At 67.5% G+C, this 24,048-nt stretch carries 25 protein-coding genes and 1 tRNA gene; 11 read left to right on the top strand and 15 right to left on the bottom strand.

The genetic code is table 11. The annotated features are described in order from the left end of the window. Nucleotides 1-53: 53 nt before the first annotated feature. Nucleotides 54-1,253 (bottom strand): MFS transporter, encoded by a 1,200-nt coding sequence (locus tag AVL48_RS15615; RefSeq protein WP_143104825.1) that lies wholly within the window; start codon nucleotides 1,251-1,253, stop codon nucleotides 54-56. A 76-nt stretch (nucleotides 1,254-1,329) separates the two neighbouring features. Then, nucleotides 1,330-1,794, bottom strand: coding sequence for a MarR family winged helix-turn-helix transcriptional regulator (locus tag AVL48_RS15610; RefSeq protein WP_061981810.1), 465 nt, complete (start codon nucleotides 1,792-1,794; stop codon nucleotides 1,330-1,332). A gap of 271 nt (nucleotides 1,795-2,065) precedes the next feature. Between AVL48_RS15610 and AVL48_RS15605 the strand changes: the two genes are divergently transcribed. From AVL48_RS15605 to AVL48_RS15590, 4 genes are all read left to right on the top strand, one after another. Then, nucleotides 2,066-3,271, top strand: coding sequence for a globin domain-containing protein (locus AVL48_RS15605; RefSeq protein ID WP_177242325.1), 1,206 nt, complete (start codon nucleotides 2,066-2,068; stop codon nucleotides 3,269-3,271). A 352-nt stretch (nucleotides 3,272-3,623) separates the two neighbouring features. Further along, on the top strand, nucleotides 3,624-4,835 hold the full coding sequence (locus tag AVL48_RS15600; protein ID WP_143104826.1) for an FAD-binding oxidoreductase: 1,212 nt from the start codon (nucleotides 3,624-3,626) through the stop codon (nucleotides 4,833-4,835). Between the two features lie 159 nt (nucleotides 4,836-4,994). After that, nucleotides 4,995-5,747: a lytic polysaccharide monooxygenase gene (locus AVL48_RS15595; RefSeq protein WP_061981809.1), complete on the top strand. Its 753-nt coding sequence runs from the start codon at nucleotides 4,995-4,997 to the stop codon at nucleotides 5,745-5,747. Between the two features lie 12 nt (nucleotides 5,748-5,759). Further along, on the top strand, nucleotides 5,760-6,365 hold the full coding sequence (locus AVL48_RS15590; RefSeq protein ID WP_061981808.1) for a DUF305 domain-containing protein: 606 nt from the start codon (nucleotides 5,760-5,762) through the stop codon (nucleotides 6,363-6,365). Nucleotides 6,366-6,406: 41 nt separating this feature from the next. Here AVL48_RS15590 and AVL48_RS15585 read toward each other — a convergent pair whose 3' ends face one another. From AVL48_RS15585 to AVL48_RS15555, 7 genes are all read right to left on the bottom strand, one after another. Next, on the bottom strand, nucleotides 6,407-6,835 hold the full coding sequence (locus AVL48_RS15585; protein WP_208616280.1) for a heat shock protein transcriptional repressor HspR: 429 nt from the start codon (nucleotides 6,833-6,835) through the stop codon (nucleotides 6,407-6,409). 5 nt (nucleotides 6,836-6,840) lie between these two features. Next, nucleotides 6,841-8,010 (bottom strand): molecular chaperone DnaJ, encoded by a 1,170-nt coding sequence (gene dnaJ / locus AVL48_RS15580; protein WP_061981806.1) that lies wholly within the window; start codon nucleotides 8,008-8,010, stop codon nucleotides 6,841-6,843. Between the two features lie 33 nt (nucleotides 8,011-8,043). Further along, complete coding sequence (grpE, locus tag AVL48_RS15575; protein ID WP_061981805.1) at nucleotides 8,044-8,823, bottom strand: nucleotide exchange factor GrpE; 780 nt, start codon at nucleotides 8,821-8,823, stop codon at nucleotides 8,044-8,046. After that, nucleotides 8,820-10,697: a molecular chaperone DnaK gene (gene dnaK, locus AVL48_RS15570; RefSeq protein ID WP_061981804.1), complete on the bottom strand. Its 1,878-nt coding sequence runs from the start codon at nucleotides 10,695-10,697 to the stop codon at nucleotides 8,820-8,822. Before dnaK ends, grpE begins: the two co-directional genes overlap by 4 nt. A 165-nt stretch (nucleotides 10,698-10,862) precedes the next feature. Next, nucleotides 10,863-12,281 (bottom strand): alpha/beta hydrolase, encoded by a 1,419-nt coding sequence (locus tag AVL48_RS15565; RefSeq protein ID WP_061981803.1) that lies wholly within the window; start codon nucleotides 12,279-12,281, stop codon nucleotides 10,863-10,865. Beyond that, nucleotides 12,278-12,949 carry a DUF4097 family beta strand repeat-containing protein gene (locus tag AVL48_RS15560; protein WP_061981802.1) on the bottom strand — a complete coding sequence of 224 codons (672 nt, stop codon included), beginning with the start codon at nucleotides 12,947-12,949 and terminating at the stop codon, nucleotides 12,278-12,280. The genes AVL48_RS15565 and AVL48_RS15560 overlap by 4 nt, the downstream gene beginning before the upstream one ends. A gap of 27 nt (nucleotides 12,950-12,976) precedes the next feature. Next, nucleotides 12,977-13,744, bottom strand: a complete 768-nt coding sequence (locus AVL48_RS15555) for a DUF4097 family beta strand repeat-containing protein (protein ID WP_061981801.1) — start codon at nucleotides 13,742-13,744, stop codon at nucleotides 12,977-12,979. A 161-nt stretch (nucleotides 13,745-13,905) separates the two neighbouring features. Between AVL48_RS15555 and AVL48_RS15550 the strand changes: the two genes are divergently transcribed. Next, a complete protein-coding gene (locus AVL48_RS15550; protein ID WP_061981800.1) occupies nucleotides 13,906-14,445 on the top strand; it encodes a YbhB/YbcL family Raf kinase inhibitor-like protein in 540 nt (179 codons plus the stop codon). Between the two features lie 72 nt (nucleotides 14,446-14,517). Here AVL48_RS15550 and AVL48_RS15545 read toward each other — a convergent pair whose 3' ends face one another. The 3 genes from AVL48_RS15545 to AVL48_RS15535 are packed head-to-tail and all read right to left on the bottom strand — an operon-like array spanning nucleotide 14,518 to nucleotide 15,862. Further along, the gene (locus AVL48_RS15545; RefSeq protein ID WP_061981799.1) at nucleotides 14,518-14,952 is read right to left on the bottom strand and encodes a GNAT family N-acetyltransferase; all 435 of its coding nucleotides are present in this window, start codon (nucleotides 14,950-14,952) and stop codon (nucleotides 14,518-14,520) included. Nucleotides 14,953-14,974: 22 nt separating this feature from the next. Further along, nucleotides 14,975-15,535, bottom strand: coding sequence for a TetR/AcrR family transcriptional regulator (locus AVL48_RS15540; protein ID WP_061981798.1), 561 nt, complete (start codon nucleotides 15,533-15,535; stop codon nucleotides 14,975-14,977). After that, the gene (locus tag AVL48_RS15535) at nucleotides 15,536-15,862 is read right to left on the bottom strand and encodes a DMT family transporter (protein ID WP_061981797.1); all 327 of its coding nucleotides are present in this window, start codon (nucleotides 15,860-15,862) and stop codon (nucleotides 15,536-15,538) included. 153 nt (nucleotides 15,863-16,015) lie between these two features. Between AVL48_RS15535 and AVL48_RS15530 the strand changes: the two genes are divergently transcribed. The 3 genes from AVL48_RS15530 (at nucleotide 16,016) to AVL48_RS15520 (ending at nucleotide 20,028) form a co-directional block, all read left to right on the top strand. Further along, entirely contained in the window at nucleotides 16,016-18,310 is a 2,295-nt protein-coding gene (locus AVL48_RS15530) for a (Fe-S)-binding protein (RefSeq protein ID WP_061981796.1), read from the top strand. 191 nt (nucleotides 18,311-18,501) lie between these two features. Continuing rightward, nucleotides 18,502-19,002, top strand: a complete 501-nt coding sequence (locus tag AVL48_RS15525; protein WP_061981795.1) for a DUF742 domain-containing protein — start codon at nucleotides 18,502-18,504, stop codon at nucleotides 19,000-19,002. A 30-nt stretch (nucleotides 19,003-19,032) separates the two neighbouring features. After that, complete coding sequence (locus AVL48_RS15520) at nucleotides 19,033-20,028, top strand: cation diffusion facilitator family transporter (protein ID WP_061981794.1); 996 nt, start codon at nucleotides 19,033-19,035, stop codon at nucleotides 20,026-20,028. Here AVL48_RS15520 and AVL48_RS15515 read toward each other — a convergent pair. The 3 genes from AVL48_RS15515 to AVL48_RS15505 all read right to left on the bottom strand — a co-directional run bounded on the left by AVL48_RS15515 (nucleotide 20,022) and on the right by AVL48_RS15505 (nucleotide 22,689). Then, nucleotides 20,022-20,717: a CAP domain-containing protein gene (locus tag AVL48_RS15515; RefSeq protein ID WP_061981995.1), complete on the bottom strand. Its 696-nt coding sequence runs from the start codon at nucleotides 20,715-20,717 to the stop codon at nucleotides 20,022-20,024. The two genes, AVL48_RS15520 and AVL48_RS15515, sit on opposite strands and share 7 nt — an antisense overlap. Nucleotides 20,718-20,888: 171 nt before the next feature. Next, entirely contained in the window at nucleotides 20,889-21,470 is a 582-nt protein-coding gene (dcd, locus tag AVL48_RS15510) for a dCTP deaminase (protein WP_061981793.1), read from the bottom strand. A gap of 13 nt (nucleotides 21,471-21,483) precedes the next feature. After that, nucleotides 21,484-22,689: an oxygenase MpaB family protein gene (locus tag AVL48_RS15505; protein ID WP_061981792.1), complete on the bottom strand. Its 1,206-nt coding sequence runs from the start codon at nucleotides 22,687-22,689 to the stop codon at nucleotides 21,484-21,486. 111 nt (nucleotides 22,690-22,800) lie between these two features. Between AVL48_RS15505 and AVL48_RS15500 the strand changes: the two genes are divergently transcribed. The 3 genes from AVL48_RS15500 to AVL48_RS15490 all read left to right on the top strand — a co-directional run bounded on the left by AVL48_RS15500 (nucleotide 22,801) and on the right by AVL48_RS15490 (nucleotide 24,046). After that, nucleotides 22,801-22,871: transfer RNA gene (locus AVL48_RS15500), tRNA-Gly, on the top strand. A gap of 143 nt (nucleotides 22,872-23,014) precedes the next feature. After that, complete coding sequence (locus AVL48_RS15495) at nucleotides 23,015-23,530, top strand: hypothetical protein (protein ID WP_244162621.1); 516 nt, start codon at nucleotides 23,015-23,017, stop codon at nucleotides 23,528-23,530. 27 nt (nucleotides 23,531-23,557) lie between these two features. Continuing rightward, nucleotides 23,558-24,046: a GNAT family N-acetyltransferase gene (locus AVL48_RS15490; protein ID WP_061981791.1), complete on the top strand. Its 489-nt coding sequence runs from the start codon at nucleotides 23,558-23,560 to the stop codon at nucleotides 24,044-24,046. Nucleotides 24,047-24,048: the final 2 nt, after the last annotated feature.

Below are 24,048 nucleotides of genomic sequence, written 5' to 3'. Positions count from 1 at the left end.
CTGCGAAGTTCTTGCCGACAGGTACAACGTCAGAAAAGTTGAGTCTGTTCCGCTCAACCTTGAATCGGTCCGCCCCCGCCCGGCGAGACGGCCTCCGCGGGGAGGCGCGGGCCCACCCGGCCGAGGCCGACGACGGCGGCGCAGGCGCACGCGGCGACGAGCACCCACGGGATCCAGACTGCCACGGAGAACAGCGCGACGACGGTCGGCGCGATCACCGCGGCGAGGGTGAACGCGTATTGGAAGGCCGCCAGATAGCGCCCCCGCGCCTCCGGCGGTGCCGCGGCTTCGGCCAGTGCCCCGGACCGCGGGCCGAACGCCAGATCGCCCGCGGCCAGCACGAGGGTCGCGCCGAGCAGGTAAACCGGCTGGAAGACCTTCGGCACGAACACCACCGCGAGGCACGCCAGACACCACACCGCGAACAACGCCGACCCCGCGCGCATCGCGGCGATCCGGGTCAGCCTCCGGGTGACCCGCAACGCGACGACACCACCCAGACTGGTGACGACGGTGAGCAGGGCGATGATCGTGCCGGGCAGCCACCGCGGCCCCTGGAGCGCGTTGAAGACGTACACCGGCATCCCGATGAGAAAGAAGTCCATCGTGAGCGCGAAGAGCCCGCTGAACACGATCAACGCGAGGTAGGGACGATTCCGCCACACCCTGGCCGATCCCGAAAGCCGCCGGGTGCGGCGAGGGAGCGGCGGCACCAGTGTCGCGAGGATGGCCGCAGCGACGACGAACGTGAAGACGTCGACGATGACGGCGACGTACAGGCCCTCGCGTCCGGCCCACACCAGCAACCCGGCCGCCGCGAGCCCGCCGAGCCCGAAGCCCGCGGAGCGCACCATCGCGGCTTCGGCGAACGGCCGGTCCTTCGGACCTTCACCTGCGACGTCGGCGATGAGCGAGAACTGCGAGCTGTAGAACAGCTGCTGCCCGGCCGCGAGCATGACCGACGCGCCGACGACGCCGGTGAAGCCGGCGGCGGGCAGGTACGCGGCCACCCCGGCGGCCTGCAGGAGATGGGCGCAGATCATCACCGTGCGCGGGCCGAACAGATCGACGAGCCGCCCCGCCAGCGCGGGGACGAGCAAACCCGCCAGTGCACCGAGAGTGACCGCCGTCCCCGCTTGGGCGAGGGGCAGACCGACCACCCGGATGACGAAGACGAGGCCCAGTGGGAGGAAGAGTCCCGAGCCGAAGTTGTCGATTCCCAAGGCGACCAGCAACGCGACCCGGCTCCGCACGAACATCGACGTTACCGGGGTGACAGCGCTACGAAAGGTCCGTTCAGTCAAGACCGGCGGGTAGGTACCGGCGGGGTCAGACCTCGCACGCCGGTACGGAGAGGACGGCGCGGATGTCCGCGTTCATCTCGGCGAGGCGGGTGGTCAGCTCCAGGATCTTTTCCTCGTCCCAGTCACCGAGCGCACGCTCCATGAAGGCCAGATAACCGGCCCGCCTGCGGTTCAGTTCCGCCCGGCCCCGCTCGGAGACGCTGATGATCGACGCGCGGCCGTCCTCGGGCGCGGGACGGCGGTCGACCATCCCCGCCGCGGACAGCTGGGAGATTTGCCGGCTTACCACCGAAAGATCCACAAAGCGCCGTTTGGCCAATTCCGACGGGCGTGCTTCCCCGTGCTTCGCCAGGTCGGACAGCAGCATGGCGGCGGCCGGATGCAGGCCGGGGTCGTCCTGCCAGGCCTGCATGATCCAGGCGTGCTGCAGCTGAGAGGCGGCCTTCAGCTCGCGCATCAGCTCGACCCTGGCGTCGTCGGCGGAGCTCATCGATGCCTCCCAGCTACTTGTACAGTACAACTTTATTCGGCGAAGCTTGCGTAAGACAACTGTTTACCTCGTGAGATCGCCCACTCACCCCGGCCTTCGGCTACACCCGTCCGGAGCAACGATGCGGGCAAAAGGGCTCTCGGCGGCTAGTCTCGCGGACAGGCCGGAACCAAGCCCGACCGGCCGACAACCACTGACCGGAGGGGTGAATGATCCGTGAATTCTTCTCCAGTCGCCCTCCGTTCGTGAACCATCGGAATCCCGTTCCGGTATGCACTTCCCGATCAGCGACCCCCAGCCCGTGACAGCCGACGCGGTCAGCCCGGTTCCCCGGTCTTCGGCGCCGAGGGCAGCCCCGCCGGCGGTCACCGCGATGGTGCGGCTCATCCGCGACACCTGGGCGAAGTCGGAGCCGTTCATCCCGGAGATCTCCCAGTTCTTCTACGGCATGCTGTTCACCCTCGCGCCCGCCACCCGGGACTTCTTCCCGATCAACATGGAGGTCCAGCGCGGCAGGCTGGTGCGCGCGCTGGTCCACATCGTCCAGATGGTCGACCGGCCGGATGATCTCGTGCCGTTCCTGACCCAGCTCGGCCGCGACCACCGCAAGTTCGGCGTCATCCCGCGGCATTACGAGGCCGTCGGCACGGCACTGCTCGCCGCGCTCAAGAACCACCTCGGTCCGGACTGGACACCGGAGGTCGAACGGGCCTGGGCGGAGGCGTTCACCATCGTCGCCCGCGCGATGCAGGAGGCCGCCGCGGCCGACGTGAACCCGGCGTCGTGGTCGGCCACCGTGCTGGAACACCGGCGGCTCACCTGGGACCTCGCGCTGGTCCGCGTCCAGCCCGAATACCCGGTGCCGTACCAGCCCGGCCAGTACATGAGCGTCGAAGTACCGCAGCGGCCGAGGCTCTGGCGCTATCTGTCCCCGGCGAACGCTCCACGCGAGGACGGCGGCATCGAGTTCCACGTGCGTGCCGTCGACGGCGGCTGGGTGTCCCGCGCCATCGTGAGCCACACGCAGCCGGGCGACGTCTGGCGGCTCGGCCCGCCGCTCGGCAGGCTTTCGGTCGACCGGACCGACCGCCGCGACGTGCTGATGATCGCGGGCGGTACGGGTATCGCGCCGTTGCGGGCCATTCTGGACGACCTGGCGCAATGGGGCGAGAACCCGAAAGTTCGGCTGTTCTACGGTGGACCGTCGCGTGAGGACCTTTACGACCTCGACGAGTTGCGCGCCCTCGCCGCCACGAACCCGTGGCTCTCCGTTACCCCGGTGGTCGAACGCGGTGACGAAGCCCCCGGCTGCGTACAGGGCACGCTCGCGGAAGCCGTTACCCAGCACGGATCCTGGCCCGGGCACCGGATTCTCGTCTCCGGCTCGCCGACGATGATCCGGGCGACGGTGTCCCGGATGCTGGTCGCGGGCAGTGCGCTCGACCAGATCGCGTACGACCCCTTCACCATCGACTAGCGGCCCTTTCCGCCACCGTTCTAATGTGATTCCACAATGGGGACAGCCGAGTGCTGTTACGCGACCGGGTAATCACGGAGAAACACCACCCGATCGGCGGATCACGCTTTGCTTCGAACTGGCGAAAAGACCTGGTGGACAAGGAAAAAATCCGGTCATTTGATCATCTTCACCGAGTGCCAGCTGGGGTTTACGGCGCGTACATCGTTTGCTCCGTTCGAGCGGGAAACAACGATTATCGGATCCTTTTTCCGCGGCCGGGCCTACAGTCGGGAACCTTCGGGGGAACACGAGCACGATGACATCGGGTCTGGAGAATATGCCCGATCCAACTGGAGAAAATCGTTCACCCATGACTGCCGAAACAGTGAAGTACGAACAGCCGCCTGGTTCGCCGAGATCTTCGCCACCGGTTCCCGTTCCGCCACTGGTCGAAGCACCGGCGGCGGACAAGACCATCCAGCCGGCCAAGCTCATCAGGGAAAGTTTCGCCGCCGTCGAAACGAAAGCCGAGGAGCTGTCCCAGTACTTCTACGGGGTGCTCTTCTCGGTTTCGCCGGACGCCAGGGCGTTGTTCCCGATCAACATGGCCACGCAACGAAATCGTTTGCTGCGCGCCCTCGTCTACGCCGTACAGATGGTGGACCGGCCGGACGAACTGTCCACATTCCTCAGCCAGCTCGGCCGGGACCACCGGAAGTTCGATGTCCTCGGCCGCCATTACGATGCCGTCGGCGTCGCGCTGATCACCGCGCTGAAACGGTTCTTGAAGGACGACTGGACGCCTGAGGTCGAAGACGCCTGGGTCACCGCGTACGGCGTCATTTCGAAAAGCATGCGCGAGGCCGCGGGCAAGGAGATCGGGCCGGCGTGGTGGAAGGCGACGGTGGTCGAACACCGCCGCGTCTCCCGCGACGTCGCCGTCATCAAGGTGCGCACCGACCAGCCACTGCCGTACCGGGCCGGGGGTTACGTGAGCGTCGAAGTCCCGCAGCGCCCCCGGATGTGGCGGTACTTCTCACCGGCGACAGCGCCGCACGACGACGGAACGCTGGAGTTCCACGTGCACGCCGTGCGCGGCGGCTGGGTCTCGCGCGCGATCGTCCATCACACCAGGGTCGGCGACGTCTGGCGCATCGGCCCCGCGCTCGGCGCGCTTTCGGTGCACCACACGGAAAGCCGCCCGCTGCTCATGATCGGCGGTGGTACCGGGATCGCGCCGCTGCTCGCCCTGCTCGACGACATGTCCCGCTGGCGCCACAACCCGCCGGTGCACCTGTTCTTCGGTGGCCGGAGGCCGGAAGACCTCTATGCCCTCGACGACCTCCGCGAGCTGACCGTCACCTGCCCTTGGCTCACGGTGACCCCGGTGACCGAGGAAGGCACCCTTCCCGGCGGCGACCGCGGCACGCTGGCCATGGCGGTCACGCAGCGCGGAGAGTGGCCGGACCGTGACGTCTACGTCGCCGGTTCGCCGTCGATGATTCGCGCGACGATCGCGAAACTGCTCGCCACCGGGACGGATCTGGCCCGGATCAAGTACGACCCCTTCACCCTGGATTGACCCGGGGGTTCCTTCGTATTAGGCCGATCGGCTGTTCCACTTGGGCTCTACGCAGCAGTGGGCCGGTGAATCATTGACCGTTGGTCACCGGCGGATCTATGGTCTAGACCACATTGCTCCCCCTCGCGGGAACACCGTCGTTCCATCCCAGGAGCCGGCATGACCGTCAAACGTAAGCTCATGGCAGCCGCCGCCGGTGCGGTGCTCGCGCCGATCGCCATCGTGGCCATCCCGCAGGTGGCCAGCGCGCACGGCTACGTGCTGTCCCCACCCAGCCGTCAGGCGAACTGCGCACAGGGCAAGGTCTCCGGTTGCGGCAGCATCACCTACGAACCGCAGAGCGTCGAAGGTCCGAAGGGACTCCGGAGCTGCAACGGCGGTGTGCCGGGGTTCGCGCAGCTCAACGACGAATCGAAGTCGTGGCCCGCCGCTTCGGTCGGCAACAGCGTGACCTTCAACTGGAAGTTCACCGCCTACCACCGGACCACGAACTACGAGTACTACATCGGCGGCACCAAGATCGCCGACATCAGCGGAAACAACTCCGCGCCGAAGGACCCGACGTCGCACACGGTGAACCTGAGCGGTTTCAGCGGCCGTCAGAAGGTCCTCGCCATCTGGAACATCGCGGATACGCCGATGGCCTTCTACAGCTGCATCGACCTGCAGATCGGCGGCGGGAACCCGCCCACGACGAGCAATCCGCCGACCACCAGCAACCCGCCGAGCACGTCGAATCCCCCGACCAGCACCACGACTCCGCCCGCGGGTGGCACCTGGGCGGCCGGGTCGGCCTACTCGGTCGGCGACACGGTGACCTACGGCGGCGCGTCCTACCGCTGCCAGCTGGCGCATACGGCGATCCAAGGCTGGGAACCGCCGAACACCCCGGCACTGTGGACCCGGCAGTAAGGGGACCCGCCAGTGAAGTTCGGCCTGATACTCGTCGCCGGTCTCGTGGCTCTCGCGGGCTGCGGGACCGGTGATGGCTCACCCACCACCGCCGGTGCCCCGATCTCCCCGGTTCCCCAGTCGGCGACGGGCACCTCGGCGTCCGCGGAGTACAACGACGCCGACGTGATGTTCCTGCAGATGATGCTCGCCCACAACAACCAGGGCGTGGAGATCGTCAAGCTGGTGCACACGAAACAGGGACAGCAACAGCCGCTCAAGGATCTCGCGGCCGCCATCGAGGCGACGCAGCAGACCGAGAGCTCCGACATGCGGAACTGGCTGAAGTCCTGGGGCAAACCCGAGACCGGCTCGATGGACCCGCACGCGCACCACCATCACGGTGGCGACGGGCTCACGGACAAGGGGCTGCTCGAAGCACTGTCCAAAAAGGATGGCGGGGACTTCACCCTCGACTTCGTGGACATCCTCGTCGCGCACCAGCACAACGGGGTCGCGCTCGCGAGGACCGAGCTGAAGGACGGCAAGAACCCGGAGTCGAAGGCCCTGGCCCAGCGGATCATGGACTCGCGCACCGGCGAGGTCCAGCAACTGCGCGCCCTGGTCCCCGGCCAGTAGAACGCATTCAGTCCTCTAAATGCCAAAGCGCATTTAGAGGACTAAATGCGCTTTTTGGGCTTCCAGATCACCAAGGCGGTCTGCTGCCGCATGGGCACGAGGTCCTTGCGGTAGGAGGCGTGCACGGCCGCGGCCGTCTGTTCGGCGGCGACGTACGCGGCCGTGAGCTCCTCGGTCAGTTCGGCGATCCGACTCCGCAGCGCGTCGACCTGGTTCTCCAGTTCGATGATCCGCTTGATGCCCGCGAGGTTGACACCGTCCTCTTGGGACAGTCGCTGCACTTCGCGCAGCAACGCGATGTCCCGCATGGAATAGCGGCGGCCACCGCCGGAGGTCCGGCCAGGGGACACGAGACCCTGCCGGTCGTAGGACCGGAGGGTCTGCGCGTGCATCCCGGAAAGCTGCGCCGCCACCGAGATGACGAACACCGGCGTGTCTTCGTCCGCACCGTGCGGCAGCCCGCCGAACATCATGCTCACCTGCCTTCGAGAAGTTCGGTGATCTCCGGTCGCGGGTCGTGGTCGGCCGTGGCCTTCGCGTAGGCTTCCAGCGCCTCACGGGCCTTGTCGTCCAATTTGGACGGAATGGCCGCCTGCAGGGTGACCAGAAGATCGCCCTGCGCACCGTCCCGTTTCGCGATTCCCTTGCCACGCACGCGAAGCACGCGGCCGCTCGCCGTACCCTGCGGCACCTTCAGCGAGACCTTGCCCTCGAGGGTCGGCACGGTGATCGTGCCGCCGAGGGCCAGTTCCGCGAAGGACACCGGCACGGTGATCGTCAGGTCGAGGTTCTGCCGCCCGAACACCGGATGCGGTGCGACGTGCACGCGGACGTACAGGTCGCCCGGATGCGCGCCACCCTTGCCCGGTTCACCCTGGCCGGCGAGCCGGATCCGCTGGTCGTCGGCGACGCCCGGCGGGATCCGCACGGTCAGCGTGCGGGTGCGGGTGCTGATGCCCTCGCCAGCGCATTCCGGACAGGGGTCGTCGATGATCGTGCCGCGGCCACGGCAGTCGCGGCACGGCTCGGAGAACGCGAACGCGCCCTGGCTCCGGCTGACCAGCCCGCTGCCCTGGCAGGTCGAACACGTCCTCGGGGAAGTCCCCGGTTTCGCGCCGTTCCCGCCGCAGGTGGAACAGGTCGCCGGGCTCGACAACCGCAGCGGCAGGGTCGCGCCCTTGACCGCCTCGGTGAAGTCGATCCGGACGTCGGTCTCCACGTCCGAACCGCGCTGCGGCCGGTTCGCCGTGGCACCGGCGGCACCGCGGCGGCCGAAGAGACCGCCGAGGATGTCGCCGAGCCCGCCGAAGCCGCCCTGCTGCTGACCGGCCTGGCCGAAGATATCGCCGACGTCGAAACCGCCGGCGCCACCGCCGCCAGGGAAACCGAAGCCACCGGGACCGCCGGAACCGAAGAGGCGCCGGGCCTCGTCGTACTCCTTGCGCTTGGACGAATCCGAAAGCACGCCGTAAGCCTCGGAGACCGCCTTGAACTTCTTCTCCGCCTCCGCGTTGCCCGCGTTGGCGTCGGGGTGGTTCTCCTTGGCCAGCTTGCGATAGGCCTTTTTGATCTCGTCCGCGGTGGCGTCGGAGGAGACGCCCAGCTCACGGTAGAAGTCCTTACCGATCCATTCCCGTGCACTCACCGAACGTCTCCTCCTCTCGCGCCGTTTCGCCGATCAGCGGTTGTTTTCATCGAAGAGCTCGCCGTCGAGCGGCAGCTCGCCGCCGACGGGCGGATCCACCGGGGTGGCCTGCGCCTCCGGTGCGGGGGCGGCCGCGGGGGCCGCACCCGGTTCGTGATCGGTGACCCCGACCAGCGCCGCGCGCAGCACACGGTCGCCGAAGCGGTAACCGCGGCGCATGACCGTGGTGACCGTCGGGCCCGCGACGTCCGGGGACGTGCTGTGCTGGACGGCCTCGTGCACGCTCGGGTCGAAGGCTTCGCCCTCGGCGCCGAACGGCTCGAGTCCCGAGCGCTGCAGGCTGGCGACCAGCTTCTCGCCGACCGCCTTGAAGGCGCCCGTCAGATCGCCGTGCTGCTCCGCGCGCTCGAGGTCGTCGAGCAGCGGGAGCAGGTCGCCGACGACCGACGCCTTCGCACCGGCGACGACCTGCTCGCGGTCACGGTCGACCCGCTTGCGGTAGTTGGCGTACTCCGCCTGGAGCCGCTGGAGGTCCGCGGTGCGTTCCGCCAGCTCCTTCTCCAGACCGGTGGCCACCGACACCGAATCGTCCACGATGGAGTCCCCGAGGCCGGGGCCCGCGTGGGTCGCGGCCGACGGCGTCGGTTCCGCCGGCTCCTCGGTGGGAGCGGCGTGCTTCGGGCCATCCTGGGGTTCAGCGGCCGGGGCGGCCTGACGGATCTCACCGGTCGCCGGATCGACCCGGCGACGGTCCCGCACGACCACCGGATCGTCCGGGCCCCGGCCCTCGGTTTCGTCGTAGCGTTCCGTCACTTCTTGTCCTTCTCGTCCTCTTCGACGATCTCGGCGTCGACCACGTCGTCGGCCTTGGCCTGCGAACCCGCACCGGCACCGGCCGCGCCGGTGGCGCCTTCGCCCGCGGCCGCACCGTCGGCGGCGTTGCCCGCCGCGTTGGCGTAGAGCGCGGTGCCGAGCTCCTGCGAAGCGGTGTTCAGCTTCTCGATGGACTCACGGATCTTCGCCGAGTCGGTGCCCTTGAGCGCCTCGTTGGCCTCGTCGATCGCGGTCTTCACCTTGCCCTTGAGCTCGTCGGGCAGCTTGTCCTCGTTGTCCTTGACGAACTTCTCGGTCTGGTAGACGAGCGTCTCGGCCTGGTTGCGGGTTTCCGCCTCCTCGCGACGCTTCTTGTCCTCCTCGGCGTGCGCCTCGGCGTCCTTGACCATGCGCTCGATGTCGTCCTTCGGCAGCGCCGAGCCACCGGTGATCGTCATCGACTGTTCCTTGTTCGTGCCCAGGTCCTTCGCGGTCACGTGCACGATGCCGTTGGCGTCGATGTCGAAGGTGACCTCGATCTGCGGCACGCCACGCGGCGCGGGCGGGAGACCGGTCAGCTCGAACATGCCGAGCTTCTTGTTGTGCGCGGCGATCTCGCGCTCACCCTGGAACACCTGGATCTGCACCGACGGCTGGTTGTCGTCCGCGGTGGAGAAGATCTCCGAACGCTTGGTCGGGATCGTGGTGTTGCGCTCGATGAGCTTGGTGAACACGCCGCCCTTGGTCTCGATGCCCAGCGAAAGCGGGGTCACGTCGAGCAGCAGGACGTCCTTGACCTCACCCTTGAGCACACCGGCCTGCAGCGCCGCGCCGACCGCGACGACCTCGTCCGGGTTCACGCCCTTGTTCGGCTCGCGGCCGCCGGTCAGCTCCTTGACCAGTTCGGCGACGGCGGGCATGCGGGTGGAACCACCGACGAGCACGACGTGGTCGATGTCGCCGACGGCGATCCCGGCGTCCCGGATGACGTTGTTGAACGGCGCCTTGGTGCGGTCCAGCAGGTCCGAGGTGATCTTCTGGAACTCGGCGCGGGAGAGCTGCTCGTCGAGGAACAGCGGGTTCTTGTCCGCGTCCACGGTGATGTACGGCAGGTTGATGCTGGCGGAGTTCGAGCTGGAGAGCTCGATCTTCGCCTTCTCCGCCGCCTCGCGGATGCGCTGCAGCGCCATCTTGTCCTTGGTCAGGTCGATGCCGTTGGACGACTTGAACTTGTCGACCAGCCAGGTGACGATGCGCTCGTCCCAGTCGTCACCACCGAGGTGGTTGTCACCGGAGGTGGCGCGGACCTCGACGACGCCCTCGCCGATCTCCAGCAGCGAGACGTCGAACGTACCGCCACCGAGGTCGAAGACCAGGATGGTCTGTTCCTTCTCGCCCTTGTCCAGGCCGTACGCCAGCGCCGCCGCGGTGGGCTCGTTGACGATGCGGAGCACGTTCAGGCCGGCGATCTGCCCGGCCTCCTTGGTGGCCTGCCGCTGCGCGTCCTCGAAGTAGGCGGGGACGGTGATGACCGCGTCGGTGATGGTCTCACCCAGGTAGGCCTCGGCGTCCCGCTTGAGCTTCATCAGCACACGGGCGCTGATCTCCTGCGAGGTGTAGGCCTTGCCGTCGATCTCGGTCTTCCAGTCGGTACCGATGTGCCGCTTGACCGACCGGATGGTCCGGTCGACGTTCGTCACGGCCTGGTTCTTGGCCGGCTGGCCGGTCAGCACTTCGCCGTTCTTGGCGAAGGCGACGATGGACGGGGTGGTGCGTGAACCTTCGGAGTTGGCGATGACCGTCGGCTCGCCGCCCTCAAGGACAGCGACGACCGAGTTGGTCGTGCCGAGGTCGATGCCGACCGCTCGCGCCATGGTGTGTTCCTCCTGCTATTCGTGACCTGCACGTTCACCCCCACCTTGAGTGGGTGCTACGCAAGTTCTATCGGGATGATGCGGTCTCCGTCAAGCCGTACTTGAGCCGACTGCACTCAACCTTGTACCCGGCTCAACGAGCGACCAGGGCGTCTTGTTCCCGGCTTACCGGCAGACCTTGCCCGGAGCGGGTGTGACCCCGCTCACCAGGTATTTCACCTCTTCGTCGCGCACACAGGCCGAGTTGAGCAGCCCGGTGTGCCCGTATCCGGCGTCGACCAGCAACGTCGAGTTCTCGATGTTCCGCGCGAGCCCCCGTGCCCACACCAGCGGCGTCGCCGGGTCGTGTTCGCCGCCGACCACGAGGATCGGCGCAGCGCCCCGCACCTGCTGCGGCCGGGGCAGGTACGCCGACGCCACGGGCCAGCCCGCGCAGCCGCTCGCCATGTCCCAGAACTCCGAGTAGCGCCAGGCGTGCGGAGCGAGGGTCTTCACCAACCCCTGCATCGCCTTCATGTCGGCGTAGGAGGTGAAGGGTGCGCCGAAGTCGTGACACCCGATCGCGCGGTACGCGCCGTACGAGGGGTCCAGCTGGGCGTAGGGCGCCAGCGCGGACGCGTCCGGCTTCTCCGCCGTCGAATCGGCGATCCCCTGTGCCACCGCCGGCCAGAAAGCCGGGAGGATCAGGCCGCCGTAGATCCCCGCCGACATCTCCTCGGCGGTCAAGTTCCGCCCGAGTTCCTTCGCCGGGACACCCCCCGGTGTCCGCATGAGGGCGTCGTAGGTCGCGAGGACGTCCTTGCCGCGAAGCACGCACTCGGCCGACGTCGTACACCACTTCGCGAAGTCGTTGAGCGCGCCTTCGGTCGCGATGGTCTCGTCGAGGATCGCCTGCCGCGTCGGCCGGGAGTGGTCGACGGCACCGTCGAGCACCATCGTGCGGACGCGCTTCGGGTACTTCTCCGCGTACACGGCACCGAGTTCCGAACCGTAGGAGACACCGAGCCAATTCACCTTCGGTTCACCGAGGGCTGTCCGGATCGACTCCACGTCGTCGGCCGCGCGCCAAGTATCTACCTGAGACAGTGCCGGTCCGGTCCTCTTGAGACACTCGGCACCGGAAACGCGGTTGTGCGCGATGAGCTTTTCGTAGTCGGCGCGGTTCTTCGGGAACCGGCTGACCGCCGGATCGTGCAGATCCGGACCACAGGCGATGGCGGGGGTACTCGCCCCGACACCACGTGGGTCGAAGCCGATGACGTCGAACCGCTGCCGCACCTCGGCCATTTCCGGCTTGTCCAGCGCGAACCCCCGGCCGCCGTACTTGAGCACGGTGACCCCGGAGCCGCCAGGTCCGCCGGGGTTCGTCAGCAGGGAACCGACACGGCGCCCGGCGTCGGTCGCGGGCAGTTTCGCCAGCGCGATCGAGAAGACGCCGCTCACCCGGAGGCTCGCGCATTCCAGCGTCGGCGCGTACTCGGTCGCGCATGGTTTCCAGTCGATCCGCGGTGCCGCGGACGCGGGCAGCGCGGAAAGCGGCAGCAGGGTCAGCGCGGTGACGGCGGCGAGGACCTTGGTTTTCATGCGGCCTTCACCGTGACCTTGCCGGTGCCCGCGTCGAGGTCCAGGACGTTCGGCGAAGCCTGGTCCTGCCGCACACCACCGGTCTCGACGCCGCCGACCTCCGACTTCGCGCGGACCTGATACGTGCCGTCCGGGACGGTGACGGTGATCTTGCCGACCTCGGCGGCCGCGGTGACCGCGCCGGGTTTGGCGAGACCGACCTCGATGTCGCCGGTGCCGGTGCGCAGTTTCACCGGCCCGGAAGCGCTCTGCACCTTGAGGTCCCCGACGTCGCCGTGCAGATCGACCGAGGCGGCGCGGGTGAGCGTGATCTTGCCGGTGCCGATACCGCCGGAGATCGCCAGCTCACGCGGGACCACGACGTCGTAGTCCACGCCGCACTGGCTGCAGCCGCCCAGCACCAGGGTGCCGTTGTCGACGCTGTACGTCTTGCCGGGATTGCGACCGGTGTAGGTCACTTCGCGGCGCAGCGAGACCGGTGCGCCGTCCTCGACCCGGAGCGTGACGCCGCCGACCGGGACATCGACGCGGATCGCGGTGATCTGCTCGGTGACCGGCGAGCCGTCGCTCAGCGTCTCGCGGTGTTCGCTTGTGCAGCCGACGATCCCGAAGGCCGTCAGCGCGCCGAGCGCGAGCGCGCCGAGGACGCGCTTCTCCGTGTTCCCCATGAGAAAGTGTTTCCCCCGATAAGTCCGTCAGGCCGCGTTGACCTTGACGCTTCCGCTGTCGGTAGTGAGATCGAGCTTGTGCGTGGCCGAACCGGACTGGTTCACGCCGATGTCGCGGCTGCCGCTGTCGGTGGTGCCGCTGACGTTGTACTCGCCGGAAGGCACGGTGACCTCGATCGAACCGCTGTCACTGCGCGCCGTGATGTTCGCGGCCTTGACCAGTTCGAGTTCGATCCGGCCGCTGTTCGCCCGCGCTTCGACGTTGCCGCCGAGCCGTTCCCCCTTGATCGAACCGGAACTCGCGTCGACGGTGACGTCCTGCCCGAGGTTCTTCAGCTCGACGCGACCGGAGTCGGCCTTGACCTTCACCGGGCCCGCGACGTCGCTCACCTCGACGCGGCCGGAGTCGACCGTGATGTCCACAGTAGACACTCCGGCGATCTCCACCGCACCGGAGTCGACCCGTCCGGTGACCGGGACCCCCGCGGGGACGATCACGTCGTAGCGGACCTCGCAGCTGGTGCCGCAGCCGGCGAGGACGAGGGTGTCGCCCTCCACGCGGTAGGCGTCGCCCGGCTTGTTCCAACGGTACGAGAACTCCTGGTGCACCTTCGTCGGCCCGCTGCCCGTGCGGATCTTGACGGCGCCTTCGTCGTTCTCGACCCGGACGCTCTTGATCGACTGGGGCAGCTCGGCGGTCGCCTCCGCGTCGGACGGCCACCACCAGCCGAGGCCGGTGAGGACACCGACGCCGATCAAGGCGATGCCTCCGATTGCGAGGAGTGGGCGCGCCATGGTCTTGAGTCCCTCCAGAGCAGGTTTTCGTGTGCCTCGACGCTAAGGGCCACGTGCCGGGAAGGACATAGGGGTAACCCCCGGAATCGTCCCTGATCCCGCACCGGGGTCCTCGGGGTCATAACCTGGTCCGGTCATCGGTTCCACGACCAGGAGGACGCATGCCGCAGGCACCCGATCCGTACGACTTCCTGCCCGATCTGCCTGCCTTCACCTTGAGCAGCAACGACATCGAGCAAGGCGGCTTCCTGCCGACGCCGCAGCTGTCCGGGATCTTCGGCGCGGGCGGCGAAGACCGGTCCCCGCAGCTGTCCTGGGAAGGCTTCCCCGCGGAGACCAAGAGCTTCGCCGTGACCTGCTACGACCCGGACGCCCCGACGGCGAGTGGGTTCTGGCATTGGGCGGTGTTCAACATCCCCGCTTCGGTGACCGCGCTGGCGGCGAACGCGGGCGACGAGGCGGGGTCCGGCCTGCCGGAGGGCGCTGTCACCCTGAAGGGGGACGGCGGCGTGAAGCAATTCCTCGGGGCCGCCCCGCCGCCCGGACACGGTCCGCACCGGTACATCTTCGCGGTGCACGCTGTCGACGTCGAGAAGCTGGAAGTCGGCGAAGACGCTACGCCGGCCTTCCTGGGCTTCAACCTCTTCAGCCACGCGATCGCTCGAGCCACCCTGACGGCCCTTCACGAAAACAAGGACTGAACGGCTTTCCGTGAAGGCCTCCTTCCCTACGCTCAAAGTAGGGAAGGAGGCCTTCACGGACATCTGCCCGCTCTAGACCCGTCCACCGGGCCGCGGCCGCTCCATGTACTGGCCGTCCGCCGGATCACCGAAGCCGAACGGGCGGTACAGCTCGTGCGCGTCGGCGGTGTGCAGCATCCACCGGAACTCGGCGCCCGGCCCGTTGTCGATCATCTCCCGCACCAGCTCCTTGCCGAGCCCGGCGCCGCGCGCTTCCTCGACGACGAAGACGTCCGCGAGATAGGCGCTGCCGACGGTGTCCGAGAAGGCCCGCGCGAAGCCGACCATACGGCCGGTCGAAGTCTCGTACGCGCCGACGACACGCCACGCGTTCCTGACGACCTTCTCGATCATCTCCCGGTCGCGCCACTTGCCCCAGTACGCACTGGTGGAGAGGAACTTCCACACCACTTCGAGGTCCACCCGCGCCGGGTCGTCGTCCAGTTCGCAAGCACCGACAGTCCGCATGATCCGAAAATTACCCGGCTGGTCAACGGGGTTTCAGCAGGTAATCCACCACCGGCCGGAGCTCCTCCGCGGACGGCGGCTCGTCGTCGATGAGGCCCTGGATCAGCAGCCCGTCGATACCGGCGAGGAAGACCCGGAACGCGACCTCGTCGTCGTGCCGGACCATCGAGGTCAGCACGTCCAGCCAGCGCCGCGCGGCGGGCCGCAGCTCGGGTTTCCGCGCGGCGAGCAGGTACAGCTCGTACTCCGCCATCGTCCGCCCGCGCTGGGGACCCAGCGCCTGCGCGAGCAGTCCGGCGACCTCTTCCGCGCCGCGGCTGCCGCGCGAGCGGGCCCTGTCGATCATCCAGTAGACCTCGGTCGCCATATCCCTCGCGCACGAGATGAGGGTCGCGATCAGCAGGTCGTCAAGGCTGGAGAAGTGATAGGTCGTCGAAGCGGTCGGCACGCCCGCCTCGGCGGCGACCGTCCGATGGGTGACCCCGGCGACGCCGTCCCGCTCGATCACCCGCAGCGCGGCCGCGATGATCTCCTCGCGCCGCTTCTCGCCCCGCGCCTTCCGGCCGTCGACCTGGATCTTCACTTAGTGCGCGCTCCCCGCCTCGATCAACACGACCCCGCCGATCACCAGCGCCAGTCCACTGAGCACCGCGAGGTTGACCGGCTCTTTGAAGAAGACGATGCCGACGGCCGCCACCAGCGCGACACCGGCCGCGGCCCAGATCGCGTAAGCCACGCTCACCGGCACGCCCGCCTTCAGAACGTACGCGAGCGCCACGAACGCGATGACGTATCCGGCGACCACGACGATCGACGGGCCCACCTTGCTGAACCCCTCGGAAAGTTTCAACGACACCGTCGCGGTTACCTCTGCGGCGATGGCCAAAGCGAGGAGTAGGTACGCACTCATGTCACAAAAACTACCTGGACGATCGTCTTAAAACAAAGAGAGGTGTACACCACATCGGTGGGACTTGGGCGCGGTCAGTGGGTTACCCATCAGTAAGAAGCATTAGTCTGCCCGAACCACCACACGCTTCACTCGGACGAAAGGCACCCGACGATGGGCGCTGTACAGCTGACGCTCGGCGGGATCTCGGTCCTGCTCGGCGTCGTCGCCTGGGGAATGTTCTTCGCGACCATCGCCCGCTTCGTGCGGGTGATCCGCCTCGGTCAGCCGGACTCGACCCGCAACGGCCCGTTCATGCCGCGGCTGAAGACCTTGATCAAGGAATTCGCCGCGCACACCCGCATGAACAAGATCCGCAGCGTCGGCGCCGCGCACTGGCTGGTCATGTGGGGCTTCCTGCTCGGGTCGCTCGCCCTGTTCGAGGCCTACGGCGAAGTCTTCGTCCCCACGTGGGGCTGGCCCATCCTCGACGACTGGTCGCTGTTCCAGCTGCTCATGGAGCTGCTCGGGGTGGGCACCATCGTCGGCGCCCTGGTGTTGATCGGCATCCGCCAGAAGAACCACCCGCGTCGCGCCGACCGGCAGTCCCGCTTCCAGGGTTCCAACTTCAAGTGGGCGTACTTCATCGAGGCCGTCGTGCTCATCGAGGGCATCGGCATCATCGGCGTCCGCGCCGCGAAGTCCGCGATGAACGTCCACGAGACCCCGGTCTGGGCCGCGTTCGTCTCGCACCCGATCGGCGAGCTGCTGCCCGCCAGCCCGAACCTGGTGTCGGTCTTCGCGTTCGTCAAGCTGATGAGCGCCACCATCTGGCTGTTCGTCATCGCGCGCACGATGACGATGGGCATCGCCTGGCACCGCTTCAGCGCCTTCTTCAACATCTACTTCAAGCGCGAGGCCGACGGCGGCGTCGCGCTCGGCGCGCTCAAGCCGATGATGAGCAACGGCAAGGTGCTCGACCTCGAAGAGGCGGACCCGGACGAGGACACCTTCGGCGTCGGCAAGATCGAGGACTTCAGCTGGAAGGGCTGGCTCGACTTCTCGACCTGTACCGAATGCGGCCGCTGCCAGTCGCAGTGCCCGGCGTGGAACACCGGTAAGCCGCTTTCGCCGAAGCTGCTCATCACGCAGCTTCGGGACCACGCCTACGCGAAGGCGCCGTACCTGCTCGCGGGCGGCAAGCGCGACATGGCCGGTGACGAGGTCGGCTTGTCCGGGGACGACATGTATGCCGGCATCGACGTCCTCGCCATCGCGGAGTCCCAGAAAGCCCTCATCGGTGACGACGGCGGCGTCATCGACCCCGACGTGCTGTGGTCCTGCACCTCCTGCGGCGCTTGCGTCGAGCAGTGCCCGGTGGACATCGAGCACGTCGACCACATCGTCGACATGCGCCGCTACCAGGTGATGATCGAGTCCTCGTTCCCCAGCGAGCTCAACGGGATGTTCAAGAACCTGGAGAACAAGGGCAACCCGTGGGGCCAGAACGCCAAGGACCGGCTCGCCTGGACCGAGGACCTGGACTTCGAGGTGCCGGTGTTCGACGGCGACCTGGGCGACACCGAATACCTCTTCTGGGTCGGCTGCGCCGGCGCGTTCGAGGACCGCGCGAAGAAGACCACGCGCGCCGTCGCGGAGCTGCTGCACATCGCGGGCGTGAAGTACACGGTGCTCGGCTCCGAGGAGTCCTGCACGGGTGACCCGGCCCGCCGCGCGGGTAACGAGTTCCTGTTCCAGATGCTCGCGCAGCAGAACGTCGAGATCCTGAACTCGGTGTTCGAGGGCCGCGAACGCAAGGAGCGCAAGGTGGTCGTCACCTGTGCCCACTGCTTCAACACACTCGCGAACGAGTACCCGGAACTGGGCGGCCAGTTCGACGTCGTGCACCACACGCAGCTGCTCAACCGCCTCGTGCGGGAGAAGCACCTGACCCCGGTTGCCCCCGTCGCCGAGGACGTCACCTACCACGACCCCTGCTACCTGGGCCGCCACAACAAGGTCTACGACGCTCCGCGTGAGCTCGTCGGCGCTTCGGGCGCACAGCTGCGGGAGATGCCGCGCCACGGCGACCGCTCGATGTGCTGTGGCGCCGGTGGCGCGCGGATGTGGATGGAAGAGAAGATCGGCAAGCGGATCAACGTCGAACGCGTGGACGAGGCGCTCGGCACCGCACCGTCGAAGATCGCGACCGGCTGCCCGTTCTGCCGCGTGATGCTCACCGACGGCGTCACCGCGCGCCAGAGCGACGGTCAGGCGAGCGAGAAGGTCGAAGTCGTCGACGTCGCCCAGCTCCTCCTGACCGCGGTCAAGCGGAAGCCGGAGCCGCAGCTGGTCCCGGCCGGAGCTCCTTCGCTCGACGGCGTCTCGGATGCCGAACTCGACGGCGAGGCCGACGTGCCCACCGACGAAAAGGCCACCGGTACGCCACTTCCCGAGGAAGACAAGTAGCACGTTCATGCCAATGGGGGCATTCTCTCGCACATAATGCGAGAGAATGCCCCTCCTGTTTTATCTGGACTAGACCATTCCGTTCCCTTACCCGTTCGGCGGTACACGGCGGCGATAAGCTGGCGTTTCCTCGTTGCCGTTGTCGTCCGCGAGGTTCCTTTCGGCGGCACAGAAATGAGGCGAGGAAATCAATGGGCAACCGGCACGAACTCCGTCCGGGCAAGGAACATCGGCTCGCGATGCCGGGCTCGTCGACACCTCGTCAACCATCCCGCGCCGCACTCGCCCGGATGGACCAGGAAGCCACCATTCCGAGCATCCCGGCCGCCCGGCGGCCCCCACGGCAGCAGCGGCAACGCACGCGCGTCCGCCCGTACGTCCGCACGGGCGGACGCACCCAGTCCAAGCGGAACTTCGCCATCGAAGCGATGATTTCCGTCCGTAACGACGCGCCATGGAACGCGCCGGGGTTCAGCATCGAATTCCATTCGGTCCGATCCTTGTGCCACCGGCCGACTTCGGTCGCCGAAGTAGCCGCGTCACTAAGAGTTCCACTCGGCGTTGCAAAGGTCCTTTTGGGTGATATGGCCGAACTCGGTTTGGTCACCGTTCACGAAACACAAGCTGAATTCGACGGTCATCCGGCACTCGCCTTGATGGAACGTGTCCTGCAGGGCCTCCGTCGTCTGTGAGATCGGCTCAGTCGCACTACGCTACGCAAGGTGAGTGAAGAACCCGGTGGCGAAAGCACCCTGACCGTAGTGCTGGCTGGCGGGGTCAACCTCGCCATCGCGGTGCTGAAACTGATCGCCGGCATCATCACCGGCTCCGGCGCGATGCTCTCGGAAGCCGCGCACTCGGTGGCCGACACGATCACCGAAGTCCTCCTGCTGACCGCGCTGAAACGCTCGGACCGGCCCGCCGACCGCGTCCATCCGTTCGGCTACGGCAAGGAGCGGTACTTCTGGTCACTGCTCGCGGCGGTGTCGATCTTCGCCTCCGGCGCGATGTTCGCGCTCTACGAAGGCTTCTCGACGGTGTTCGGCGAGGAGACCGAGCAGACCGACCCGATCGTCGGCTACATCGTGCTCGCGATCGCCTTCGTGCTCGAATCGGTCTCGTGGGTCCAAGCCGTGCGGCAGGTGCGGCGCGACGCCGCCCAAGCGAGCCAGAAAGTCTCGGTCTACCTGCGGATGATCGACGACCCGGCGCCGAAGACCGTCCTGTTCGAGGACTCGGCCGCGCTGATCGGCCTGCTGCTCGCGTTCGCCGGCATCGGCCTGCACCAGCTCACCGGCTCCCACGTCTGGGACGGGGCGGCGTCGATCGCGATCGGGGTCCTGCTGGCACTCGTCGCCTACGTGCTCGGGCGCACCAACCGCGGGCTGCTGATCGGCAGGCAGGCGGATCCGAGGCTGGTGCGCGCACTGCGGGACCACCTGGTGGCCGCGTCCGAGATCGAGGCCGTCGTCGACCTGCAGACCATGCTCATGGGCACCGATCAGGTGCTCGTCTGCGCCCGCGTCGACTTCGACGACGCACTGGGCGCGGCCGACCTCGAACGCGCCTGCGTCCGGCTGGCGACCGAGCTGACGGCGGAGTTCGGCGACGTCACCGAGGTGTTCATCGAACCGGTACCGCGCACGGATCCCGAGCTGCGCGCGGCGGTACTCGCCCGCTACGGCGACATCACCGAACAATGGGGCAAGGGTCAGTAGCCGAAGTTCTGCGTCCAGTACATGCCCTTGGTGTTCACGCCGACGCCGATCTTCTTCAGCTTGCAGTTGAGGATGTTCGCGCGGTGGCCCTCGGAGTTCATCCACGCGTCCATCACCTTCGCGGCCGTCGACTGGCCCTTGGCGATGTTCTCGGCGCCGGGCTTGTCGTAGCCGGCGGCCCGGATGCGCTGGTCGAAGGTGACGCCTTCCGGCGTGGTGTGCGAGAAGTAGTCGCGGGCGGACATGTCGTCGCTATGGCCCTGCGCCGCGCCGGCGAGGTGCGACTCGTTGCTCACCGGCGAGCAGCCCGCGTCGGCGCGCTCGGCGTTGACGAGATCGATGACCTGGGCGGCGAGCGAGCTGTCCTGCGGGCGAGGTGGTTCCGGGGCCTTGCTGGGGGTCGGCTTCGGCGCCTCGGAAGTCTGTGCGGGCGGCTCGGCCGGAGCCGAGGACGAGTTGGGCGGCGCGGCGGAGGAGGACGTGGGGGCTTCCGAAGACGACGTCGGAGCGGACGTACCGGGCGCGGTCCCACCCGGCGCCGGAGCGGACGTCTGACCGAAGTAGGCGGGCGGCTTCGCGAGGGCGTCGCCGGGTCTGCCCTTCGTGTCGGGCACGCTCAAAGACAGGTTACTCAGCGCAGTGCCCTGGAACCGGTCGGTCACCATGAGGTAACTCGCGCTGGCGATCATCCCGCCCAACAGGACGCTGAGCGTAACCAAAAGTAACCGGCTTCGTGTTCTATAGGGGGACACGGGGCCGAAAACTATCACGAATTGGTTACGGCAATACCCCCGAAAGTAGTAATACCGGTCAGCGGTGACGCTCGTTCGTGATCGCCCCTGTCGCCATGGCCCCGCCGCTTAGCGCCAGGTGTCCACGCGGTGGAAGTTCTTGTACGCGCGGCTCGGGGTCGGCCCCCGTTGCCCCTGGTAGCGCGAGCCGGCCTCGTTCGAGCCGTACGGGAACTCCGCGGCACTGGACAGGCGGAAGATGCAGAGCTGGCCGATCTTCATCCCCGGCCAGAGCGTGATCGGCAGGTTGGCCACGTTCGAAAGTTCGAGGGTGATGTGGCCCGAGAAGCCCGGGTCGATGAAGCCTGCGGTGGAGTGCGTGAGCAGACCGAGGCGGCCGAGGGACGACTTGCCTTCCAGGCGCCCGGCGAGGTCGTCGGCGAGCGTGACGGTCTCGAAGGTGGAGCCGAGGACGAACTCGCCAGGGTGGAGGACGAAGGGGTCTTCGCCCTCCTTCTCGACCAGCGACGTCAGCTCGTCCTGCTGGAGCTGCGGGTCGATGTGCGTGTACTTGCTGTTGTCGAACACGCGGAAATAGCGGTCGAGGCGCACGTCGATGCTCGACGGCTGGACCATCGTCGGGTCGAACGGGTCGACACCGAGACGGCCGGCGTCGAGCTCTTTACGGAGGTCACGGTCGCTGAGGAGCACCCGGTCAGCGTAGTCAAGCTGCCTTCATGTGCCTGCCGTAGGTCGGGTCGAGTCCGAACACCTTGGTGACCTGCCGAAGGTAATGGCGTCGCCCGGCGGCACCGAGCCGTTCCTGAAGCGCTGTCGCCCCTGGCACCAGCCGACGGACGGTCTCGGCGGCGAAGTTGACGCCCGCCACCGCGACCACGGCCGCCTGCGCGATCGGATCGTCGGGTAGCTCCAGGAAGTCGGCGTTGGTCTTGCCCAGCAGAAGTCTGCTGATCGACCCGTGCGCCGCGACCGACACGTGCGACAGGACCTTGCCCACCGCGCCCCGGCCCTCACCGATCGCGGCATGGGACCGCATGAGCGCCGCGGCGAGCCGCTTCGAGTCGTCGTCGGGGATGAACTCGGTGGTGGCGAGCAGCCACAGCAGGCGCCAGGCATCGTCCTCGCCCGCGGGCAGGAGTTCCTCGTCGACACCCATCAGCCAGCCGACGTAGCGCCAAAGATGCAGGATGTCGGCGCGCTCGCGGGCGCTGTAGCGGAGGCCGAGCAGTTGCGTGCCGAAGACGTAGACGAGGGAGAAGAGCAGAAGCGTGCCCGCGGTCTGGACCTGATTGACCGGCTTGTCCCAAGCGGCGTAATCCCAGTCCTCACGGCGATTCATGGCCGCGCGGACATGCGCGTGCACGATCCGCACCCGCAACGCGGACTCGTACCCGCGCCCGCCCGGCACAAGCGCGCCCGGCGTGGTCACGTCGATCCACCACGTCGCCGTCTCGACGAGCCGCCGCGCCGCCTTGTACTCGATCTCGCCGGTGCCGACAAGCGACTTCGTGGCACGCGAAGCGAGGTAGCCGCCCATCAACGAGACGTCACCCAGCGGAAAGAGACCGAGCAACCCGGCGCGCGTGACCGCCCGCGCTCCACGGTCCAGCCTGTCCGGGTCGACCCAGTACGGCGTCGCCTCGACGTTGCGGAAGAAGGCTTCAAGCTCCTTCGGCGGATCCTCGACGCTGTCGATGCCTTGCCGCAGCGCCTGTTCGAACTGTCTTTGGGCACCCTTTCGCAGCAAGGGCACCAGCACGTCAGCCGCCGGATCCTCCCGCTGCGCGAACCTCCGCAGCCGGGCCACCTGGCGCTCGTCACCCCTGATGTCACCCTCGATGAACAGCCTCGACGCGACCCGGAACCCGCCTTGGCGGAACAGCTCGGGGTCGGGCAGCCTCTCGTCCATCCGGCTCACCTCCGACGTAGACAACAAGTGTTGTCACTTGATGGCGGCGACGTCAAGACGGGGTGGGGCTTGGCAAGGGGAGATCCGGACCATGTATGCTGGCCGAGCACTGCGGATGTAGTTCAATGGTAGAACATCAGCTTCCCAAGCTGAATACGCGGGTTCGATTCCCGTCATCCGCTCTCCTGCGAAAGCCCCAGGTCAGTGGATGTCCACTGAGGACCTGGGGCTTTCGCTTTCGCTGCCTCCGGCGGTGCAGGCTGCTCCTGTATCGGTCTCGCGGGTTTCTGTACCGCCCCCTGTTACGTTCCGCGCCGTGCCAAGAATGCCGGGTGACAGCACAGCGGTCGCTTTGCTGACCGTGCTCGCGGGGTCGCTGGTCCTTCCGCTCTTGCTGTTCGGCGGGATCTTCCTCGTTGTCGGCCTGAACACGGGTAGCGAGCCGGGGCCGTACACCGTCGTTTTCGCCAAGCCGGGTGACGAATGCGAGCGAAAAGGGCAGTATCTCGACGCGTCCACCGGTGAGCCGCTGAGGTGCATGGGGCCCGGGATGATCTCGATGGCTTCGATCGAATTCCCCGGTTTCTCCCGTGAGCAGAACAACGAAGTTCGCGACTGGCTGGCCACGTTGGCGCGAGACGGTGAGCTGAGCGTCTTCGATCACCGCGCGGTCCAGCTCAGGGTCGACGAGATCGCGGCCGGATTGCCGCCGGGAACGCGGGCCGAGCGGGAATCCGGCACGACGGAAATCCGGATCGGCGCGGGTTTGGCGGGCACGGGGCTGCTCTTGGGTTCCGGCTTCGCCTGGCGGTGGTTCCGGAACCGCCGGGCCGGTTATTGATTTCCGGGCGTTGTTACGGTGCGGGACATGGAGATCCGGGAGTTCACGGACGACGACTGGCGGCAGGTGTGGCCGATCGTGCGCGAGGTCGTGCGTGCGGCGGACACCTACACCTACGACCCGAACCTCTCCGAGGAAGCCGCGCGCGGTACTTGGATCGGGACGCCGCCGAGCCGGACGGTGGTCGCCGTCGAGGACGGCCGGGTGCTCGGTACGGCGAAGATGGGTCCGAATCGCGACGGGCCGGGGTCGCATGTGTCGACGGCCAGTTTCATGGTGGACAAGGACGTTCGCGGCAGGGGCGTCGGCAGTGCGTTGTGCGCACATGTGCTTGCGTGGGCCCGGGAACAGGGTTTCGCGGGGATGCAGTTCAACGCGGTCGCCGAATCGAACGCCGCCGGGATCCGGGTCTACGAACGGCTCGGGTTCAAGATCGTCGGGACGGTGCCGGGCGCGTTCGAGCACCCGACGCTGGGGCGCATCGGGTTGCACGTCATGTACTGCGACTTCGGCTGAGG

Origin of the sequence: Amycolatopsis regifaucium, from assembly GCF_001613935.1 — a bacterium.
In the GTDB taxonomy this organism is placed as follows: domain Bacteria; phylum Actinomycetota; class Actinomycetes; order Mycobacteriales; family Pseudonocardiaceae; genus Amycolatopsis; species Amycolatopsis regifaucium.
The sequence above is the reverse complement of the archived record's forward strand: the minus strand, read 5'-3'. Positions and strand labels throughout refer to the sequence as shown.

What these genes read in the sequence shown, in the direction of transcription:
- AVL48_RS15600 (WP_143104826.1), top strand. Translation starts at nt 3,624, where the DNA reads ATGACTGCCGAAACAGTGAAGTACGAACAGCCGCCTGGTTCGCCGAGA.
- AVL48_RS15555 (WP_061981801.1), bottom strand. Translation starts at nt 13,744, where the DNA reads ATGGCGCGCCCACTCCTCGCAATCGGAGGCATCGCCTTGATCGGCGTC.
- AVL48_RS15595 (WP_061981809.1), top strand. Translation starts at nt 4,995, where the DNA reads ATGACCGTCAAACGTAAGCTCATGGCAGCCGCCGCCGGTGCGGTGCTC.
- AVL48_RS15495 (WP_244162621.1), top strand. Translation starts at nt 23,015, where the DNA reads ATGCCGGGTGACAGCACAGCGGTCGCTTTGCTGACCGTGCTCGCGGGG.
- AVL48_RS15565 (WP_061981803.1), bottom strand. Translation starts at nt 12,281, where the DNA reads ATGAAAACCAAGGTCCTCGCCGCCGTCACCGCGCTGACCCTGCTGCCG.
- AVL48_RS15550 (WP_061981800.1), top strand. Translation starts at nt 13,906, where the DNA reads ATGCCGCAGGCACCCGATCCGTACGACTTCCTGCCCGATCTGCCTGCC.
- AVL48_RS15610 (WP_061981810.1), bottom strand. Translation starts at nt 1,794, where the DNA reads ATGAGCTCCGCCGACGACGCCAGGGTCGAGCTGATGCGCGAGCTGAAG.
- AVL48_RS15490 (WP_061981791.1), top strand. Translation starts at nt 23,558, where the DNA reads ATGGAGATCCGGGAGTTCACGGACGACGACTGGCGGCAGGTGTGGCCG.
- AVL48_RS15545 (WP_061981799.1), bottom strand. Translation starts at nt 14,952, where the DNA reads ATGCGGACTGTCGGTGCTTGCGAACTGGACGACGACCCGGCGCGGGTG.
- AVL48_RS15605 (WP_177242325.1), top strand. Translation starts at nt 2,066, where the DNA reads ATGCACTTCCCGATCAGCGACCCCCAGCCCGTGACAGCCGACGCGGTC.
- AVL48_RS15585 (WP_208616280.1), bottom strand. Translation starts at nt 6,835, where the DNA reads ATGTTCGGCGGGCTGCCGCACGGTGCGGACGAAGACACGCCGGTGTTC.
- AVL48_RS15525 (WP_061981795.1), top strand. Translation starts at nt 18,502, where the DNA reads ATGGGCAACCGGCACGAACTCCGTCCGGGCAAGGAACATCGGCTCGCG.
- AVL48_RS15505 (WP_061981792.1), bottom strand. Translation starts at nt 22,689, where the DNA reads ATGGACGAGAGGCTGCCCGACCCCGAGCTGTTCCGCCAAGGCGGGTTC.
- AVL48_RS15530 (WP_061981796.1), top strand. Translation starts at nt 16,016, where the DNA reads ATGGGCGCTGTACAGCTGACGCTCGGCGGGATCTCGGTCCTGCTCGGC.
- AVL48_RS15515 (WP_061981995.1), bottom strand. Translation starts at nt 20,717, where the DNA reads ATGATCGCCAGCGCGAGTTACCTCATGGTGACCGACCGGTTCCAGGGC.
- dnaK (WP_061981804.1), bottom strand. Translation starts at nt 10,697, where the DNA reads ATGGCGCGAGCGGTCGGCATCGACCTCGGCACGACCAACTCGGTCGTC.
- AVL48_RS15560 (WP_061981802.1), bottom strand. Translation starts at nt 12,949, where the DNA reads ATGGGGAACACGGAGAAGCGCGTCCTCGGCGCGCTCGCGCTCGGCGCG.
- AVL48_RS15535 (WP_061981797.1), bottom strand. Translation starts at nt 15,862, where the DNA reads ATGAGTGCGTACCTACTCCTCGCTTTGGCCATCGCCGCAGAGGTAACC.